Annotated in this window: 17 protein-coding genes; 11 read left to right on the top strand and 6 right to left on the bottom strand. The window is 66.3% G+C overall.

Annotated elements, in window-relative coordinates; translation table 11 throughout:
• Positions 1-183: 183 nt before the first annotated feature.
• Both IEY28_RS09730 and IEY28_RS09725 read right to left on the bottom strand, forming a co-directional pair.
• On the bottom strand, positions 184-1,077 hold the full coding sequence (locus tag IEY28_RS09730; RefSeq protein WP_188996783.1) for a DUF106 domain-containing protein: 894 nt from the start codon (positions 1,075-1,077) through the stop codon (positions 184-186).
• A 34-nt stretch (positions 1,078-1,111) separates the two neighbouring features.
• On the bottom strand, positions 1,112-1,762 hold the full coding sequence (locus tag IEY28_RS09725) for an adenylate kinase (RefSeq protein WP_188996781.1): 651 nt from the start codon (positions 1,760-1,762) through the stop codon (positions 1,112-1,114).
• A gap of 140 nt (positions 1,763-1,902) precedes the next feature.
• Here IEY28_RS09725 and IEY28_RS09720 point away from each other — a divergent pair, with 140 nt between their 5' ends.
• Positions 1,903-2,355 carry a peroxiredoxin gene (locus IEY28_RS09720; protein ID WP_188996779.1) on the top strand — a complete coding sequence of 151 codons (453 nt, stop codon included), beginning with the start codon at positions 1,903-1,905 and terminating at the stop codon, positions 2,353-2,355.
• 9 nt (positions 2,356-2,364) lie between these two features.
• Here IEY28_RS09720 and IEY28_RS09715 read toward each other — a convergent pair whose 3' ends face one another.
• Positions 2,365-3,336, bottom strand: a complete 972-nt coding sequence (locus tag IEY28_RS09715; RefSeq protein WP_188996777.1) for a C-terminal binding protein — start codon at positions 3,334-3,336, stop codon at positions 2,365-2,367.
• A 53-nt stretch (positions 3,337-3,389) separates the two neighbouring features.
• Positions 3,390-4,214 carry an NAD-dependent epimerase/dehydratase family protein gene (locus IEY28_RS09710; RefSeq protein ID WP_188996775.1) on the bottom strand — a complete coding sequence of 275 codons (825 nt, stop codon included), beginning with the start codon at positions 4,212-4,214 and terminating at the stop codon, positions 3,390-3,392.
• Between the two features lie 117 nt (positions 4,215-4,331).
• Between IEY28_RS09710 and IEY28_RS09705 the strand changes: the two genes are divergently transcribed.
• Positions 4,332-4,544, top strand: a complete 213-nt coding sequence (locus tag IEY28_RS09705) for a hypothetical protein (RefSeq protein ID WP_166972009.1) — start codon at positions 4,332-4,334, stop codon at positions 4,542-4,544.
• Position 4,545: 1 nt separating this feature from the next.
• On the opposite strand, the gene IEY28_RS09700 is transcribed toward IEY28_RS09705, so the two are convergent.
• Positions 4,546-5,421, bottom strand: coding sequence for a homoserine kinase (locus IEY28_RS09700; RefSeq protein ID WP_188996773.1), 876 nt, complete (start codon positions 5,419-5,421; stop codon positions 4,546-4,548).
• 130 nt (positions 5,422-5,551) lie between these two features.
• On the opposite strand from IEY28_RS09700, the gene IEY28_RS09695 reads away from it, so the two are divergent.
• Positions 5,552-7,786, top strand: a complete 2,235-nt coding sequence (locus IEY28_RS09695; protein ID WP_188996771.1) for a sensor histidine kinase — start codon at positions 5,552-5,554, stop codon at positions 7,784-7,786.
• Positions 7,787-7,797: 11 nt separating this feature from the next.
• Positions 7,798-9,147 carry an NAD(P)/FAD-dependent oxidoreductase gene (locus IEY28_RS09690; RefSeq protein ID WP_188996769.1) on the top strand — a complete coding sequence of 450 codons (1,350 nt, stop codon included), beginning with the start codon at positions 7,798-7,800 and terminating at the stop codon, positions 9,145-9,147.
• A gap of 127 nt (positions 9,148-9,274) precedes the next feature.
• Here IEY28_RS09690 and IEY28_RS09685 read toward each other — a convergent pair whose 3' ends face one another.
• Positions 9,275-9,865 (bottom strand): DUF6149 family protein, encoded by a 591-nt coding sequence (locus tag IEY28_RS09685; RefSeq protein ID WP_188996767.1) that lies wholly within the window; start codon positions 9,863-9,865, stop codon positions 9,275-9,277.
• 129 nt (positions 9,866-9,994) lie between these two features.
• Between IEY28_RS09685 and IEY28_RS09680 the strand changes: the two genes are divergently transcribed.
• From IEY28_RS09680 to carB, 7 genes are all read left to right on the top strand, one after another.
• Positions 9,995-11,245 carry an NAD(P)/FAD-dependent oxidoreductase gene (locus IEY28_RS09680; RefSeq protein ID WP_188996765.1) on the top strand — a complete coding sequence of 417 codons (1,251 nt, stop codon included), beginning with the start codon at positions 9,995-9,997 and terminating at the stop codon, positions 11,243-11,245.
• Positions 11,246-11,393: 148 nt separating this feature from the next.
• Positions 11,394-11,810, top strand: coding sequence for a DUF7124 domain-containing protein (locus IEY28_RS09675; protein ID WP_188996763.1), 417 nt, complete (start codon positions 11,394-11,396; stop codon positions 11,808-11,810).
• Between the two features lie 70 nt (positions 11,811-11,880).
• Positions 11,881-12,708, top strand: a complete 828-nt coding sequence (locus tag IEY28_RS09670) for a DUF7847 domain-containing protein (RefSeq protein WP_188996761.1) — start codon at positions 11,881-11,883, stop codon at positions 12,706-12,708.
• Positions 12,709-12,759: 51 nt separating this feature from the next.
• Positions 12,760-13,296, top strand: coding sequence for a DUF5815 family protein (locus tag IEY28_RS09665; RefSeq protein WP_166972025.1), 537 nt, complete (start codon positions 12,760-12,762; stop codon positions 13,294-13,296).
• A 37-nt stretch (positions 13,297-13,333) separates the two neighbouring features.
• Entirely contained in the window at positions 13,334-14,098 is a 765-nt protein-coding gene (locus IEY28_RS09660; RefSeq protein ID WP_188996759.1) for a hypothetical protein, read from the top strand.
• Between the two features lie 96 nt (positions 14,099-14,194).
• Positions 14,195-14,413, top strand: a complete 219-nt coding sequence (locus IEY28_RS09655) for a hypothetical protein (RefSeq protein ID WP_166972029.1) — start codon at positions 14,195-14,197, stop codon at positions 14,411-14,413.
• 132 nt (positions 14,414-14,545) lie between these two features.
• Entirely contained in the window at positions 14,546-17,794 is a 3,249-nt protein-coding gene (gene carB / locus IEY28_RS09650; RefSeq protein ID WP_188996757.1) for a carbamoyl-phosphate synthase large subunit, read from the top strand.
• The last annotated feature ends 104 nt before the right edge of the window (positions 17,795-17,898 follow it).

The following is a 17,898-nucleotide window of genomic DNA, read 5'->3' as shown; positions in this document are numbered from 1 at the left end:
AGCGATCGGTCGCAGTCGTCGCCCAGAGTCCGCCGGTCTCGGCCGGGAGAACGTCCCGGTCGCTTCGTAGTGTGCCGTCGGCGGAGTCCCTGAACGCCGTTTCGCGCGGCTGAACCAACGTGTGCTGGATACGGAGTCGGTGTAGCGCCGAGGCGACGGAGAACCGACCCCGTCGCGAACGGGTTAGCTACCGGTCGGCGTCGTCTCGACGTTCAGCGCCTTCCGGATGATCTGGGTGAACGACAGCGAGCACAGGAAGTACCAGAGGATCCACGCCTGCAGCGGCCCGGCGGCGCCCTCTTGCCACGAGCCGACGTCACCGAGTATCGGGAACGTGACGACCGGTGCCTCCAGGGACATCCCGGCGCCGAACACCATCCAGTAGAGCCACAGGAAGATGGGGATGTTGATGAGCATGATCCAGACCATCGGGCGGAACTGCTGTTTGAACATGCCCATCTGGTCGGTCATCAGTTCCATCTGTTCCTCTTCGAGGCGGTCCAGCGCCTCGTCGTCGCCGCGTTCCTTCGCGGCCTCGCGGCGCTCTTTGAGGTCCTGCATCTTCTCTTGATGGTCGCCCATCCCGGACATGTCCATCAACTGGTCCTGCAGAATCGAGGACGTAGAGCCCGTGAACACGGCCAGTACGAGGATGACGACGTAGAACGGGACGGTTTCCGCGAGCGGTCCCAGCGCGATGTCGATGACGCCGCCGATGGCGTCACGGACGGAGGTGAGCGAGTACCCGGCGAAGAGGCCGAGCGTCGCGAGGCCGGCCAGTTTGTCCCACGTGGACCAACTGCCGTCGTCGTCGTCCTCTGCGGGGGCGGCGTCGGCCTCTTCGAGCGCTTCGTGGACGCCTTCCGGGTCGTCGACGACGAACCCCTCGCCGTCGGCGTCGACGAGGAGGCCGGACTCGATGAGTCGTCCCCACTCGCCGCTGGTGATGTCGTCGCTGACGTCACTCCACGTGACGGTCCCTTTCTCCTCGGCGACGGAGAGGACCGCTGCGAGTGCGTCGGTCATTGCTTCGCCCTCGTCGGCGAGTCGTTCTACCTTCGGCGCGGTGCGTGCCATTGTACTGTGTTCAGCAGTGACGACTTATCAACGTTTATTCTGCGTGTTCGTCGACCGCGTTCTCGATGTCGTCCCAGACCTCGTCGGGGGTCTGCTCGCCGTCGATGGCGACGAAGCCCTCGTGGTCCTCGTAGTGGGCGATGACCGGCGCGGTGTTCTCGTCGAAGACGTCCAGTCGGTTGCGCACCGACTCCTCGTTGTCGTCCTCGCGCTGGATCAGGTCGCCGCCACACTCGTCACAGACGCCCTCCGCTTCGGGCGGGCTGAACTCGACGTGGTAGTTCGCGCCACAGTCGTCACACACGCGGCGGCCGGTCAGGCGGTCGACGAGTTCCTCGCGGGAGACGTCGAGCGAGAGAATCACGTCGAGATCGGTCATGCCTTCGAGTTCCTCGGCCTGCTCCAGATTTCGGGGGTAGCCGTCCAGCACGAACCCGTCGGCTTGGGAGAGCGCCTCGTCGACGATGGCGTTGACGACGGCGTCGGGGACGAGGTCACCGGCCTCCATGTACTCCCGCGGCGTGTCGTACTCGGTGTCCATGTCGCTGATGTCCATGTCCTTGTTCGCCCGCAGGGCGTCGCCCGTCGTGATGTGCTCGACACCGTAGGTGTCGGCGAGGTTGACGCTCTGTGTGCCTTTGCCGGCGCCCGGCGGTCCGAGAATCAGGATTCGTGGGTTCGACATGGACGCGGGTTCACCCGCGCTCGTTAAATGGTTGTCCAAACGCGCCCGGCCCGGGACCGACTGGGCAGTCGCTCGTGGCCCTCGCGTGGCGGACTGCCCCGACCCAAATCCGTAAAACTGCGGCCGCCCAGGAACCGGATATGCTCGAAGCAGGCGACCCAGCACCCGACGTGAGCGCTCCGAACCAGTCCGGCGAGACGGTGACGCCGAAGTTCGACGACCCGACGGTCGTGTACTTCTACCCCGAGGACTTCACCGGCGGGTGTACCATCGAAGCACGGGAGTTTCAGGACGTGCTCCCGCAGTTCCGCGAAGTCGACGTCACGGTCTATGGCGTCTCGATGGACGGTGTCCAGACACACGACGAGTTCGCCGAAGAGGAAGGGCTCCGCTATGACCTGCTGGCCGACCCCGACGGGACCGTCGCGGAGGCGTTCGGCCTCGACGTCAGTTCGGGGTGGACCGACCGACGGACGTTCGTGCTGTCCAACGGCGAGGTCAAGGCTGTCTACGACCCGGACATGGCCGACCCGTCGGGCCACGCGGAGGAAGTGCTGAACGACACGCGAAACGAGTACGTACAGAGCGGGTAACCCGCCGACTCATATCCACGCCGTCTCGGGGTCTATCGGATTCGTCGGGTCCTCGCCCCGCAAGACGGCAGCGACGTCGCTCGCGACGCCGCGCGAGAGATCGGTCCGACTCTCTTCGGAGTACCAGCCGACGTGGGGCGTACAGATTACGTCGTCCCGGCCCGCGAGCGGGTCGTCCGGGCCCGGTGGTTCCTCGGCCCGCACGTCTAGCCCCGCTTTCGCGACGGACCCGTCGTTTAGGGCCGACACGAGGGCGTCCTCGTCGACGACCGGGCCGCGGGCGGTGTTGACGACGATGGCCGCTTCGAGCCGTTCGAACTCCGCGGTCGAGAACATATGGCGGGTCTCCTCGAACAGGGGGGCGTGGATCGAGAGGTAGTCGAGACGGTCCAGCATCGCGTCGAACGGTACCTTCTCGACGCCGTAGTCCCGCATCGTCGCCGCGTCGACGTTCGGGTCGTAGGCGACGACATCCAGTTGGTAGGCGCGGAGTTTCGACGCCAGACGACGGGCGATGGCACCGAATCCGGCGAGGCCGAGTGTTCGACCCCGCATCCGGTGGAGCGGGCGGCCGGTCCGCCAGTCCCACGTCCCCTCGGAGATCTCGCGGTCGTAGTGGGGTATCGCTCGCACGCAGGCCAGCAACAGCGAGAGCGCGTGCGTCGACACCTCGTCGAGACAGTAGTCGGGGACGTTGACGACGGTGATCCCGTTCTCGGCGGCCGCGTCGACGTCGATGTTGTCGACGCCGATGCCGGCCCGCCCGACGACCTGCAGCGTGTCGGTACCCGAGAGCGCCGTAGCCGTGACCGGCGTCGCCGCGTCCACGATGATACCGTGGGCGCCCTGTACGGCCTCGGTGACGGCGGCGTCGGTCTTCTCGTCCAGCAGTTCGATGGTCGCGCCCGCGGCCTCTAGAATCTCCGACTGCGTCGTCGGGTCGACCGTCTTGTTGTCACAGAGGACGATAGTGTAGTCCATATCGACTGTCGCACGGGCCACCACAAAGAGTGTGTGTGCCCGGTCGCTGCTACTCAGGCCGGTGGCTCGTCCCACGCCTCGCCGTTGTCCTGTGGGTCGTAGCCGATGGTCTCGCGGGCATACTCTAGGTCGTCCAGCCAGCGTCGGTCGTTGCCGCTGACGCCGTAGAAGTGGTCCCACTCGACCGAGTCGTCGTCCAGACAGCACGCGACCATAGTGGCGAGGTCGCGCCGTGACTGCCAGAGCCCTTTCATCCGAGCGACCTGCTCCTCGTAGGCGTCGCTCCCGCGGTCCCAGCGGCCCGTCTCGACGCCCCGTTCGGCGTCGCCGTACGGGTGGTCGAACTCGGGGTCTCTGACCGCGCCGATGCGGAGACCGTAGAACCGGATACCGTGGGCTTCGGCGGCCAGACGGCCAAGATCCTCGCCGTAGCTCTTGGTGAGTCCGTACCGGGAGTCCGGTCGGTGGGGTTCGTCGTGGCCCGCGCGGATACCCGTGTCGTGGTACACCTCGGGCGCGTTTCGGACCTCGACCATCCCGACGGCGTGGTTCGAGGAGGCGAAGACGAGGCTGTCGAGGCCGGCGTCGACGGCCGCGTCGGTGACGTTGTGGATGCCTTCGAGGTTGTCTGCGAGCGGTTCGGACCACGCCAGCGAGCGGTCATCGGGGCCGCCGGTGCCGGGCGTCAGCGCGAGGTGGACGACGGCGTCCTGCCCGTCGAAGTGGGGTCGGACGGCGTCGTAGTCGCGCACGTCGGCGACGGCGTCTGTCCCCTCACCCGATTCGATGTCGAGACGGGTGAACTCGTAGCGGTCGCCGAGGTGGTCGGTGATGGCCGTCCCGACGGTGCCGTTCGCGCCCGTGAGGAGAACGTTCATACCACACGTCCGTCCGACGGCGACTTAGTTGCTCACCCGAAACGATCGGCGACGACACCACCCACCCCAACTGTTGGCCAAAAGACATATACACCCAGTCGCCAGCCATACATGACAATGAGTCACAAACTCAGCGAGCGACTCAAGTCGCTGGTCGGCGGGCCGGGACGGGACGCGGGGCGGTCGACAGATTCGCCGGAGGACGCGTCGTCGCTCCGGACGTGCCCGGAGTGTGAGAAGACGTTCATCGTCAGCGAGATGGAACGCTGTCCCGACTGCGGGACGGCCGTCGAAGAGACGCCGACCGAACGCGACCTCGGCCTGTTGTAGCTCAGAATATCTGCGCGCCACGACCGATGCGGGTCTGGTACGCCCGCGCGTCGATGCCCCGGTCGCCGAAGGTGTCGAGCATCGCGCTGGCGATGGCCCGCTGGTCGGCGTCCTCGCAGGCGGCGATGACCGTCGGGCCGGCCCCGGAGATGGTGACGCCCGTCGCGCCGGCGTCGAGTGCGGCCTCGCGGACCGACTCGTAGCCGTCGATGAGTTTCGCCCGGGCGGGCGTGACGACGGTGTCGTGCATCCCCTCGCCGACGAGTTCCGGGTCGTCCCGGTGCATCCCGGTCGTCAGCGTCGCGGCGTTACCGACGGTCTCGACCAGTTGATCGACGCGGGCGCTCTCCGGGACGACGCGCCGAGCGTCGCGGGTGGAGACGACGATGTCGGGGAGACAGGCGACCAGCGGTATCGAGGCGTCGACCTGCCGCACGCCCGACTCCGTGGCGATGGTAAAGCCGCCCATGATGGAGGGCGCGACGTTGTCGTCGTGGGCGTCGCCGGAGACGACGGCCTCGCCCTTCGCGGCGATGGGGACCAGTTCCTCCCGGGAGTAGCCGCGGTCGTACAGTTCGTTGAGGCCGACGGCCGCGGCGGCGGCGCTCGCGGCCGACGACCCCAGTCCCGACGCCGGACGGACGCCCTTGTCTATCTCGATGTGTGCGGGGGCCTCCAGCGCCTCGGCGACGGCGCCGACGGTGTTCTTCTCCGGGTCCTCGGGGATGAACTGGCTCCCGGCACCGGTCACGTCGATAGTCGTCCGGTCGGCCTTCGAGAGGCGGACGACGTCGGCGGGCCGTTCCAGCGCGACGCCGAAGACGTCGAAGCCACTGCCGAGATTCGCGCTCGTGGCCGGTGCCCGGACGGTGAGCATGCCTGCGAATTTTTCCAGTGTGGTCAAAAAGGTAGCGGACCGCCACAGCGACCCGTCGTTCGACTCTCACGATTGAGAACGCGGCCCAAAACAATAAATCCCGGAATGCGGTGGTACCGGTAGATAGGGGATGGCAGTCGAGGTCGGAATCGCCGTGGCGGTGGGGAGCGTAGTCGGGGGAGTCATCAGTGCAGGGCTCGCCGGTGCCGCCTGGCGCAATCGCTCGGTCGCCGGGGCCGTCCCGTTCGGGTGGTTGATGGCCGCCGCCGCTGGCTGGTGTTTCCTCGGTGCGGCGTGGGTCGTCACGACCGACTCGGCCGTCGCGATGGCCCTGTTTCTCGCGATACGAGCCGCCTCCGGCCTGATAGTCGGTCTCTGGGTCGTGTTCGCGCTGGTATATACGGGTCGGCGGACGTGGCTCACACCTGCCTGGATGGGGGCGATATTGCTCGTCCCGTCTACGTACGCCGTGCTGGCGCTGACGAACCCGCTTCACGGCCTCGTCGTCGCCGACGTGACGCTCTCGACCGTCGACGGACAGACGTTCTTCGTCGGCCAGACCGGGCCGGTGTACACTGCACAGACCGCCGTCTCTCTCTCGCTCATCGCCGTGGGGTACGGACTCCTCGGGGAGTTCCTCCTCCGGACGCGAAACCTTCACCGCAAACAGACGTTCGTAGTCCTCGTCGCCGGTCTGGTCACCGCCGGAGTCCACATCCTGTTCGTCTTCGGGGTGACGCCACATCCGGGGCTCAACGTCGCACCGCTCACCTTCGCGTTCAACGGCTTCCTCGTCGGCATCGCCCTGTTTCGCTATGACTTCCTCTCCGTCGCACCCCTCGCCGGCGACCTGGTGGTCGACGAACTTCCCGACCCCGTCCTCGTCTTGGACCGCCACGAGACGATTATCGACTACAACCCGGCCGCCGCAACGGTGATAGCCGACGGCGAGGACATCGAGGGGGCCGACGTGGACGACGTCGCACCGGGGCTCCTCGAGAAAATCAATCAGGGCGGCGTCCTCACGGTTGGGCAGCGTACCGCCTATTTCGACCCACAGACGCGCACCATCACTGACCAGCGCGGGACGGTCCGGGGACGGCTCGTCCTGTTGCGTGACGTGACGGGACAGCAACGCCGGCAAGACCGACTCGAAGCGCTCCAGACGGCGACGAGACACTTCATCGAGGCCAACCAGCCCGAGACCGTCGCTCGTCTGACCGTCGAATTCGCGACGCGCGTCCTCGATCAGAACGCCGCCGGTGTCTTCCTCTGTAACGACGAGGGCCACCTCGAACCGACCGCCGTCAGCGATCAGGTGGAAGACTACGTCGACGAGGAGTTGCTGTACGTCGACCCCGAAGAGATGCCCGACGACAACCTCTGGCAGACCTACGAGACTGGTGAGCGCCGAATCGTCTCCTTCGAGGGCAGTGGAGTCGGCAAACTGAAGACGGCGCTCATGGTCCCGATCGGCGATCACGGTGTCGTCGCCATCGGCTCCGAGGAGCAGACGTACGCGCCGGAGGACAAGCAGTACGCCGAGATACTCGCTCGGACGACACAGGTCGCACTCGATCAGGTCGCCCGGGAGCGGGAACTCCGCGAGAGTCGCACCGCCGTCCAGCGACGAACAGAACAGATAGAGTTCTTCAACGGCGTTCTCAGACACTCGCTGCGAAACGGGCTGCTGGTAATCCGTGGCCGCTCGGAACACCTCCACGACCACGTCCCCGCGGACCAGCAGCGACACCTCGACAGCATCACGGCGTGGTGTGAGAAACTCGCAGCGACCAGCGAGACGATTCGAGACATCAACGAGACGGTGACCGCGAGCGAGAGCGAGCGACTGGAAGTGATCGAACTGGGGGAGATACTCCGGCGCGTGGCACAGACAGTCAGCAACGAGTGGCCAGCCGCGACGATCGGCGTCGACGTCAACGACGAGCGAGTGCTGGCGAACGAACTCGCCGAAGAGGTACTGTTGAGTGTCGTCGAGAACGCCGTCGAACACAACGAAGGCGTCCCGCACGTCACCATCACGACACAGAAGGCGGGCGACTGGGTCCAGCTCCGTATCGCCGACGACGGGCCGGGCATCTCCGACGACCTGAAGGCGACGATGTTCGAGCGCACGCTCACTCCGAACCAGACGGGCGGCGGGTTCGGTCTCTACTTCGTCTCCGTGATGATGGGCCTCTACGGGGGGAAAGTCTGGTTCGAGGACAACGACCCGACCGGGACCGTCGCTATCCTCGAGTTCCAGCGGACGAGCGAGCGAGCCGAAACGGAGTCGCCGCGGGCCGATACGGAGACCACGAACGGCCCGGTCGCCGAAGCACAAAGTAAATCCCACGACGACTGATACTCTCGCGTATGATCGGCGTCGTCGGCGGCGGCATCGCGGGACTCTCTGCGGCGTACCGCCTCCAGCAACGCGGCCACGAGGTCCGCGTGTTCGAGGCGAGCGACGACCTCGGCGGTCTGGCGGCGGTGTACGAGACGGCGGGAGACCCCATCGAAAAGTTCTATCACCACCTCTCGAAGTCCGAGGAGACCATCGTCGAACTCGCCGAGGAACTGGGGCTGGGCGAGGACGTCGAGTGGCGCATCGGCAAGAACGCCTACTACGTCGACGGCGTCGTCCACCCGATGGACAAGCCGTGGGAGATTCTCTCCTTCCCCCACTGGAGCCTCTACGATAAGTTCCGTCTGGGGATGCTCACGCTCGATATCGACGTGCGCGGCGGCGTCCCCTCCTTCGACACCTACGAGCGGCTAGAGGACTTCGAGGACGTCCCCGTCGAGCAGTTCGCCCGGGAACACACCACGCAGAACGTCTACGAGACGTTCTTCGAACCGCTGCTTGACGCGAAGTTCGGCGACCGGAAAGACGACGTGAGCGCGGCGTGGCTACTGGGTCGCATCAAGTTCCGCGGGGAGCGAGATATCTTGAAAGGCGAGGTGCTGGGCTATCTCGACGGCGGGTTCGGTCGTCTGCTGGACGCCCTCGTCGAGGCCGTCGGCCGCGAGAACATCGAGACGGGTACGCGCGTGACGGACATCGACACCGCCGACGGGGCGGTAACCGGACTGACCGCCGAGCGCGACGGCGAGACGACGACCCACGACGTGGACAGCGTCGTCGTCGCGACGATGCCGAACGTCCTCGAAGACCTCACCGGCTACCCCTGTGACATCGACTTCCAAGGGACGGTGTGTTCGGTCGTCAGCATGGACGAGTCCCTGATGGACACCTACTGGCTCAACATCGCCGACGAGGCCCCCTTCGGCGCGCTCATCGAGCACACCAACTTCGTCCCGGCCGAGCGCTACGGCGGCGAACACCTGCTGTACGTCGCCCGCTACATCCAGTCCCCCGAGGAGGACGTCTGGCAACAGGACGACGACGAGGTCCGTGAGACGTGGCTCTCGGGCATCGAGAACCTCTTCCCCGAGTTCGACCGCGAGTCGGTCAACTGGGTCCGTACCGCTCGGAACCCCCGCACTGCGCCAATCTACGAGCGCGGCTACGTCGACATGGTCGTCCCCTACGACCTCGGCGACGCGGTGGCCGAGGGCGTCTACTACGCCGGGATGGCCTCGAAGGCGCAGTACCCGGAGCGCTCGCTCAACGGCGGCGTCGTCGCGGGCTACGAGTGTGCCGACCGCATCGACGGCCGCGCGGACGCCGCGACCGACCGCGCGACGCCGACCACCGACTGAGGCCCCCACTTCTTGTCCGTCCGGGCAGCCACGTGTTCGCCGTCGCGGGGTACCACGACGGGGCGCTGGTCGCGGTGCTGGCGGCGTTCGATCTGCGACAGAAGTTGACCGACCGACGCGAGGGGCCTCAGTCCGCGGTCTCGTCGTCCACGCCGGGGGCCTCGGCGGGGTCGACCTCTTCGGGTTCGTCCTGCCCGCCGACGACCACCTCCCCGTCGGCCGTCTCGACGTAGACGTCGTCGGCGAACCCGCCCACAGCGTGTGGGTGGTCCGGGTCCTCGAGTTTCTCGGGCGTCGAGGGGGCCTCCGTGATGCCGTCGGCCGGTCTGAACTTCCCGAGTGGGTCGTCGATGGTGATGTCGTAGCGTTCGAAGAACTCGTCGTATCGCTCGTAGTGCACTTCGAGTTCGTCGCTGGGGAACTCCATCATCTCCGTCCAGCCGTGGTTGTAGAAATCGAAGTTGGCCTGAACGTGGGTTATCTCGCGGGCCTCGGCCTCCGGATAGCCCGCCTCCAGGGCCGCGACGTAGGTGTTCATCGTCGCGTCGAAGAAGTCGTCTAAGTGGGGCCGGCGTTCGTCGGCCCGGGCCGGGTCGGCCTTCTCGGCGAACACGTTCGTGTGGAGGTCGACCAACCGGTCGTTGACTTTGTCACCGACCACTGGGAGCGTCAGCGCCTGTTTGGCCGCGAAGTGTTTGACGTTCTGACGGAGTTTCATCACCCGTGCTTGGGGCGCGAACGCCTTCAATGCCCCGACTACCCCCGGATTTCGGCCAGTTCGGGCGAGGTATCACGGTCGATACGGAGATAGCAATCCACATTAAGCCCGATTTCCTACCCACCGAACATGAGCACGTCGCACGTGATAATCGGAGACGGTATCGCGGGAGCGTCCGCGGCCGAGACGATCCGCGAGGAAGACCCAGACGCAGACGTCACCGTCATCACCGACGAGGGCGAAGCCCTGTACAACCGCATCCTCATCAAGGAGTTCGCGAAGGGGAAACTCCCCGAGGCGCCCATCTCCATCCACGAGCCCGAGTGGTACGACGAGCGGGACATCGACCTCCAGCTAAACACCCACGTGACCGACATCGACCCCGACGCCCACGAGGTCAACACCCACAGCGGGACGACCTACGAGTACGACAAGCTCCTCGTGGCCACGGGCGGCACCCCCGCACAGGTCCCCGTCGAGAACAGCGACGCCGACGGCATCCACCACTTCTGGACGTTCCAGGACGCCCGCGGCATCGCCGAACACGCCGAAGAGGCCGATCAGGGCATCATCGTCGGCGCCGGCCTGCTCGGCATCGACCTCGCCGCCGTCTGTGCCGCACAGGGCATCGACGCGAAGTACCTCATGCGGGGCAACCGCTGGTGGCGCTACGCGCTCTCGGAGGACGGCGCGGAGATTATCCACGAGGCCCTGCGAGAGAACGGCGTCGAACCCGTCTTCGACTCCGGCGTCGACCACTTCACCGTCGACGACGACGGCCACGTCACCGGTGCCGTCGACCCGAACGGCGAGGAGTACGAGGGCGAGTGGGCCGGCGTCGCCATCGGACTGGACTTCAACACGGAGTTCCTCGGCGGTTCCGGCGTCGAACTCGACGACGGTATCGTCGTCGACGAGTACATGCAGACCAACGTCGAGGACGTCTACGCCGCGGGTGACATCACCCAGTTCTACGACACCATCCTCGACGCGCAGGCCCAGAACGGCGCGTGGGGCTCCGCGAAAGAGCAGGGCTCGGTCGCCGGCACGAACATGGTCGCCGACGACGAGGCCGACGCCTTCCGCTGGGTCTCCTCGTACTCCATCACCCACTTCGACTTCCCGTTCCTCTCCTTCGGTCACCCGGCCCGCGGCGACGACGAGGCCGAACGGAAGTACTCCGACAGCGAGTGGCGCCGACTGGCCTTCGAGGACGGGCAGTTGGTCGGCGGCGTGCTCATCGGGGACCTCTCCCAGCAGTCGAAGTTCAAGAAGCTCATCCGCGAGGAGCGACAGGTCGCAGACAAGAAGGAACTGCTGCTAGAGAAGGACGTCGACCTCGAAGAAGTGAAAGCCCAGACCGCCGCGCCCGCAGAGTAACGCGGCTTCGACTCCGGTTTCCGCGATACCGACTCCGCGTATCCGGTCGTCGCTCCCCCGACACCGGCCTATCGTCTGCCGGTCCGGGCGGACGTCGGCGGGACACGAGAACGACGCCCTTTTTTCCGCGCACGGCGGAGTACGGCGTATGGACGGCGGCAGCGGCGACATGACCCTCGCGTTCGACCTAGACGCCCTGAAAGAACTGGCGTACCCGGATAGCGTCTTCAACGACGCCCGCCAGTGGTCCGAGTACGTCGGCGTCATCTCTGATCAACCCACGTACGTCGTGACCAACTTCACGCGAAAGCATCGCATCCGACAGGACTTCTTCTCCGGGCCGCGGGGCCGCGAGGAGAGTCTCGTCAACGTCAAAGAGCAGTTCGACACCGACCGCCACGTCTTCGTCGGCACCGACGAAGCGGCCGCCGAACTCGCCGAGACGGCCGAGTGGGAGTTCCTGCCAGTCGAACAGGCCGCCGAGGCCGCCGACTGGGAACTCGGCGAACCCGAAGCCCCCGCCGCGACGACCAACGAGGACGACGAGCGCGACGACTGGCCCTGAACCGGCGGCACGGGCGCTTCGACGAAGACAGTATTTTTATTTACGTTCCGAGAGTCGAACTGAACCGACAATGTCCCTCGACATCGGTGCCGCCCTCCGAACTGGATTCGACGACCTGACGAGCGAATCCGGTGTGCTCGTCGTCGCCGTGTTAGTCGTTCTCAATCTGGTGAGCCTCGTCGCCAATGAGAGTTTCGCCAGAGAGATGATGCAATTCGTGTTCGAGAACGGCGGGTACACCCCCGAACAGCAGCAGATGATGGCCTCGTTCACGGGGAACTATCCGCTGGCGATAGACGTGGGCCTCGGCGTCGCCGTCGCCCTCGCACTACTGCTCGTCCTCGTCGGCGAGTTCGTCCGGTTCTGGGCGATCAGGACCTTCGCCGGGCCGAGCGAGACGGCCGTCGAGTCGCCGGCCGAGCGAGTCAGCCACGTGCTGGTCCTCGGCGGTGGGATCGCCGTCCTGCTGTTCGTCTTCGGGTCGGTGGCGCCGTTGGCTGGACAGTTAGTCGGCCCGCTAGTAGGGAGCGTCGGCTCGTTAGTCGGTTCGGTCGGCTCGCTCGTCTTGCTCACCGTCTTCGTCTACCTCCGGCAGGAGATAGCGCTGAACGACGGGGGCTACGGGACGACGGTGAAGAACAGTTTCGCCCGGTTCATGGACGACCCCGCGAGCATCATCGTCCTGCTGGTGGTACTCGGCCTGTTCGGTCTCGTCGCGGCTATCCCGACGGTTTTGACGTTCCTCGGCATCGCCCCGGGCGTCGCCGGGATTTCGGGTCGGGTCGTCCTGAACGTCGTCGCGACGGTCATCAGGGCCGTCTTCCAGACGCTGGGCATCGCCGCCGTGACCGCTGCGTATCTACAGGTTCGGTCGAGCGCGGATCCGTCCGGACTCTGAGCAGCCCGCCGTATCGCGGGCTTTAACCCCGCGAGTGTCCTATCGCTGGCAATGGCAGAACCGCGTGTGCCCGGCGGACGCGAGTCCGAACTCGAACTCGCCTGTGGGGAGGTCATCGACACCCACGACGACCTGCACATGGGGATTCGCGAGTACGACTGCGCGTGTGGCGCGACTCACGCCGTCGTACTGGACGCGCACCCGCTCGCCCGCTTCGTCCCGGAATTTCTCGAAGAGGTTCTCACGGAGACGATCGAACCGGCCGACGACCACGACGAGTTCACGACGGCCCACCTCATGGGCGTCGTCATCGAGGAGTTCCCCGAGAAAGTCGCCGTCGCCGACGCCGCCGAGGACGGCGCCGTCGGGTTCTCACTGGCGTGGGTCACCGACTTCGACTCCCGCCGGCTCCACGAGATCGTCGTCGAGTTGCTCGTCGAACTGATGGAACACGCCGTCAGCCACGCCGAGGACGACGCCGTGATGGAGGAGTTCGAGGCCCAGATGCTGGAGTTCGACGTCGAGGCGTTCGTCGACCAGTACCGCGCCCAGCGGAACTTCGACGACCGACACGACACCGCTATCTGAGCGCTACTGTTTCCCGCGAGCAGACCGACTCTCCCGTATGGGCTGGCGTGCGATCGTCGTCGCCGCCGCGTTCGTCGTGGCCGGCTGTAGCGGCTTCACTGCCACTGACGGCCCGGAGGCGGTCACACCAGCACCGGTGCCAGAGCAACCGACGGGACCGGCTGCCGTGCCCGGCCTAACGACCGATGGCATCGCCAGTCCCGACGCCCTCGCGCGCGCACATCGTCGGTCGCTGTACGATCGGTCGTACACGCTGACCGTCCGGTGGACGGTGGGTGCCCGCGAAGGCGTCACGCGGCTGGCGGTCGAAGACGAGCGCCGGTACCGCTACCGCAGCGAGCAGATGGGCGGGGGGTACAGCGACCGGATGTTCGTCGACGGCGCCACCCGTTACAACCGATACCGCCGCCCGCTCGGCGTCAAGTTCGTCCGGGGTCAGTCAGCGCCGGCGCGCGACCGGTTCGGCCACGTCACCGCCCGACTCGTGCGGAGTTTCCTCCCGGCGGGGCCTGCTGCCATCGAGCCCCACCCCGACGGCTACGAGCTCGTCGTCCGGCGGGCCCCGGATGGCTTCGACCGGGTCGACCGGTACGTCGTCCGCGCCGTCGTCGCGCCCTCGGGGTTCGTCCGGTCGTTCGTCGTCAGCTATCGCAACACGGAGCGGAACGCGACCGCCTACCACCGATTCCGGTACGCAGACGTCGGGGAGACGGCGGTCGAACGGCCGTCGTGGGTTCGCGAGCGGTGGCCCGAGGCGACGCGACGTGGGACGGCGACGACGACACCGTATGACAGTGGCTGACAGCGACGGGTCCCCGCCGTCCCGCGGTTTCCCCTAAACAGCCGTCTGACGGCTGTCTGACGGTGTTATATGGTGTTTGGGGTTTTGTACGTACGTATGGCCATCCGCCACGGCGAGTTCGAGCGCATCATCTCGGTGCTCGACGACGCCGACGCCGACGGCCCGCTGACGGCCCGCGAGATTCTCGACCTGTTGGAGGAACACGACGAAGACTTCGGCAGCGCCCACCGCGTCGCGACAGTACTGGGCCGCCGGGCACAGACCGGCGACGTCGAGGTAATCGAGGACCAACCCTACCGCTACCGGGTCGACTAACGCGGCAACTGAACCGGGGAGGAGTGTGAACCACCCCCGTGTGAGGATGTCGCATTACGATATTCGAAATCGGGCTTCGAGACTCGTACCTTTTCGCCGGGCTTATTACGATGTGTGGGTTCGATTCGGGTAATGACAGAGGACGAAGACCGCACGATCCTGCTCATCGGGAGTGGCCCCATCAAGATCGGACAGGCAGCCGAGTTCGACTACTCCGGTGCGCAGGCCTGTCGGGCCCTCCAGGAAGAGGGTGCACGCGTGGTACTGGTCAACTCCAACCCGGCGACCATCATGACCGACCCGGAGATGGCCGACAAGGTGTACCTCGAACCCATCAACACCGAGGCCATCAGCGAGATCATCCGGAAGGAGGACCCCGACGGCGTCATCGCCGGCCTCGGCGGCCAGACCGGCCTGAACGTCACGGCCGAACTCGCCGAGGAGGGTGTCCTAGAGGAGTACGACGTCGACGTGATGGGCACGCCGCTGGACACCATCTACGCGACGGAGGACCGCGACCTGTTCCGCCAGCGCATGGAGTCGATTGGCGAACCGGTCCCCCGGTCGACGACCATCTCGCTCGACGAGGACGAGTCGGTCACCGACTTCGACGAAGACGCACTCGAACAGCGCGTACAGGACGCCGTCGACGAGGTCGGCGGTCTCCCCGTCATCGCGCGCACGACGTACACGCTGGGTGGCTCCGGGTCCGGCGTCGTCGACGAGTTCGACGAACTCATCGAACGCGTCCGCAAGGGCCTGCGCCTCTCCCGCAACGGCGAGGTCCTGATCACGGAGTCCATCTCCGGATGGGTCGAACTGGAGTACGAGGTGATGCGCGACGCCGACGACTCGTGTATCATCATCTGCAACATGGAGAACATCGACCCGATGGGGATCCACACCGGGGAGTCCACCGTCGTCACGCCCTCGCAGGTCATCCCCGACGAGGGTCACCAGCAGATGCGCGACTCCGCGCTGAAGGTCATCCGCGAACTCGGCATCGAGGGCGGGTGTAACATCCAGCACGCGTGGCGCGACGACGGCACGCCCGGCGGCGAGTACCGCGTCGTCGAGGTCAACCCGCGCGTCTCTCGCTCCTCCGCGCTGGCCTCGAAGGCGACCGGCTACCCCATCGCCCGCGTCACCGCGAAGGTCGCACTCGGCAAGCGCCTCCACGAGATAGACAACGAGATCACCGGCGAGACGACCGCCGCCTTCGAACCGGCCATCGACTACGTCGTCACGAAGGTGCCCCGCTGGCCCATCGACAAGTTCCGCGACACCGAGTTCGAACTGTCGACGGCCATGAAGTCCACGGGCGAGGCGATGTCCATCGGCCGCACCTTCCCCGAGAGCCTCCTCAAAGCGCTGCGCTCTTCGGAGTACAACCCCGCCGTCGACTTCCACGAGGTCGACGACGACGAACTGGAGTCGGAGTACCTCGAACGCCCCAGCCCCGACCGCCCGTACGCCATCTTCGAGGCGTTCACACGCGGCTACACGGTCGAGGAAATCGTCGAGTTGACCGACATCCACGAGTGGTACGTCGAGCGCTTCCAGACGGTCGCCGACGCCGCCGAGGCCGCCCAGCAGGGCGACTACGAGACGGCCGCACAGGCCGGCTTCACCGATCAGGAGATCACCGCGCTCGCCGGCGGCGAGTTCAACGACACCCACGTCTCGTGGCTCCCCGCCAGCCTCGACGCCGACGACGGCGACGAGACCGAAGTCGAGGCCGCGACCGACGGGAGCGGCGTCCAGATAGAGACCGTCGAGGACGAGACGACCCACCGCGACTACAAACTCGTCGACACCTGCGCCGGCGAGTTCGAGGCGACGACGCCGTACTACTACTCGACGCGCGATCCCGTCTCGGGCATCGACCGCAACGAACTCCAGATCGACCCCGACGTCGAGAGCGTCGTCGTGGTCGGCGGCGGCCCCATCCGCATCGGACAGGGCGTCGAGTTCGACTACTGTTCGGTCCACGCGGTCCGTGCCCTGCGCGAGATGGGCATCGACGCCCACGTCGTCAACAACAACCCCGAGACGGTCTCGACGGACTACGACACCTCCGACGGCCTGTTCTTCGAACCCGTCACCGCAGAAGAGGTCGCCGACGTGGTCGAGTCCACCGGCGCAGACGGCGTGATGGTCCAGTTCGGCGGCCAGACCTCCGTCGACATCGGCGAACCGCTCGAAGCGGAACTCGACCGCCGCGGGCTGGACTGTGATATTCTCGGGACCTCGGTCGAGGCGATGGACCTCGCCGAGGACCGCGACCGCTTCAACAAACTGATGGACGAACTCGGCATCGCACAGGCCGAGGGTGGCACCGCCACCAGCAAGGAGGAGGCGCTGGAACTGGCCCACGACATCGGCTACCCCGTCCTCGTGCGCCCCTCGTACGTGCTGGGTGGCCGCGCGATGGACGTCGTCTACAACGACGACGACCTCGAAACGTACATCGAGGAAGCCGTCCGCGTCTCTCCCGACAAGCCCATCCTCGTCGACGAGTTCCTCGCCGACGCGGTGGAACTGGACGTCGACGCCGTCGCCGACGGCGAGGACGTCCTCATCGGCGGCGTGATGGAACACGTCGAGACCGCCGGGGTCCACTCCGGCGACTCGGCGTGTATGATTCCGCCCCGCTCACAGGAGATCAAAGACGTCATGCCGCGCATCCGCGAGGTCACCGAGGACATCGCCGACGCGCTGGATACGGTCGGCCTGCTGAACGTCCAACTCGCGGTGCGTGACGGCGAGGTGTACGTGCTGGAGGCGAACCCGCGCTCCTCGCGTACCGTCCCCTTCATCTCGAAGACCACCGGCGTCCCCATCGCCAAAATCGCCGCGCAGGTGATGGCCGGCAGCACGCTCGACGAACTCGACATCGACGAGCAGATTCCCGAGCAGGTCTCCGTGAAGGAGGTCGTCCTGCCGTTCGACCGCCTGCCGGGTTCGGACCCGCGTCTCGGCCCGGAGATGAAGTCGACGGGCGAGGTCATGGGCACCGCCGGGTCGTTCGGCAAGGCCTATCAGAAGGCCCAGATGAGCGTCGATAAGCCGATTCCGCTCTCGGGCACGGCCATCGTCGACCTGCCTATCCTCGGCTTCGAGGAGCACTTCGATACGTACGACCTCGACGACTTCGAGGACACCGAGGCCGTCGTCGAGGCCATCCAGAACGGCGACATCGACCTCGTGGTCTCCCGTGACCGCGACGTGCTGGAGGCCTGCGTCGAGGAGACGGTCACCTACTTCTCGACCATCGAGAGCGGCGAAGCGGCGCTGGAAGCGATCAACTCCGACGACCAGCCCCTCGCGGTGCAGGCCATCGACGAGCGCCCGAAGACCACGCGCGACTGGGGTAAGTAACGCGACTGTCTCTCTGACGCCTTTCTCCCCGATATCTTTTCGCGGCTCCGTTCTCACGAGGCACCGATAGCAAGGACGACCGCCAGCGTCTCGACCGTCCAAAC

This window comes from Haloarcula pellucida (genome assembly GCF_014647235.1).
Classification (GTDB): Archaea; Halobacteriota; Halobacteria; order Halobacteriales; family Haloarculaceae; genus Haloarcula; species Haloarcula pellucida.
Note: the sequence above shows the minus strand (reverse complement) of the source record. Positions and strands in the feature narration are given on the sequence as shown.